2 protein-coding genes are annotated in these 1,074 nt (G+C 65.2%); both read left to right on the top strand.

Going from position 1 to position 1,074, the window contains the following annotated elements:
- Positions 1-12: 12 nt before the first annotated feature.
- Positions 13-630 (top strand): DUF4265 domain-containing protein, encoded by a 618-nt coding sequence (locus tag BR70_RS23955; protein WP_081827478.1) that lies wholly within the window; start codon positions 13-15, stop codon positions 628-630.
- 176 nt (positions 631-806) lie between these two features.
- A partial coding sequence (locus BR70_RS23670) for a hypothetical protein (RefSeq protein ID WP_035809667.1) occupies positions 807-1,074 on the top strand: 268 nt, incomplete at its 3' end.

Here is a 1,074-nt window from a genome sequence, read left to right as displayed (position 1 = left end):
AGAAGTTGACCGATGACCGCCCGTGGGTGCGGAAGAAGGCTGCGCTCGGGCTGCGGAAGATCGGGTGATACGGTCAGGCCGCGTGAAGCGGTCATCCATCCACGACGAGGGCCAGCGCCCGTGTGTTCGTGGCGTCTCGCTGGAGAAGGTTGCTTGACCGCACCCGACCCAGCTCGATGGGCGTTGCACCCGAACCCGGTGTGGGCCGGCCGAGTCGACTTCGTCGCAGACGCGATGATCGCTGAAGAGCCGACGAGTCCCCTGCGATTCGAGCAGCTCCTCTTCCGGGACCTCGGTGACGGCCTGCACCAGCTCTGCTGCATCCCGTTCTTCACGTACGGCTGGTCGCTCGGTGATGGAGTGCGTCTTGAGGAGCGAGAGGGAGTCGGTCCCACGCCGACTGCAGTTCTCGAACGAAGCGCATTCTGGGTTCTCCGAGCTTTCGTTGAGAGTGATGACGCAGCCGCAGCGCTCCTCGAGCTGTTGCAGCGGAATGACGCGCTCGTGGAAACGCGTGGACGTCTGGTCGCGTTCGCGGTCGAGGGTGCCCAGAGACTGGCTGCTGTCCGAGAGGAACTGGAAGCTCTGCAGCGTCCGGGTTTCCTGTCCTACGAGACCGGCTGGCTCTGACCCCGCTCGTTGCGGGAGACTGCTCCTCGTGTCGATCTTCATGGAGGAGCGCTTCCGTCAAGCCGGAGCAACGTCGATCGATCTGCGGGGTACGACGGTCTGGGGGATCCTCGACCTCCCGCCCGGGCACAGCAGCTCGTGAACCGAAGTCGCCGCCCTAAGCTCCGGAGGACCTGATGCCGTTCACTGCAGAAGAAGCCGCCGAGCAGTCGGCGATCCTGGCCGACCTCCGTGCGCTGGGGTACGACTTCTCGAACCTGTCCGTCTTCGCCGAGGCCCGGATTCGGTACAAGGACGCGATCCCCCTGCTGATCGAGTGGCTGGGGAAGGCGCGGACGCCGGCGATGCAACAGGACCTCGCTCATGCGCTGTCGAACCCGTCGGCAAAGGGCACGGCCATGCCTGCGCTGATCGAGGCGTTCCGGAACTTCACCGACGAAGCGG

Source organism: Curtobacterium sp. UNCCL17 (assembly GCF_000686685.1).
In the GTDB taxonomy this organism is placed as follows: Bacteria; Actinomycetota; Actinomycetes; order Actinomycetales; family Microbacteriaceae; genus Curtobacterium; species Curtobacterium flaccumfaciens.
This window is presented reverse-complemented; position numbering and strand designations above follow the sequence as displayed.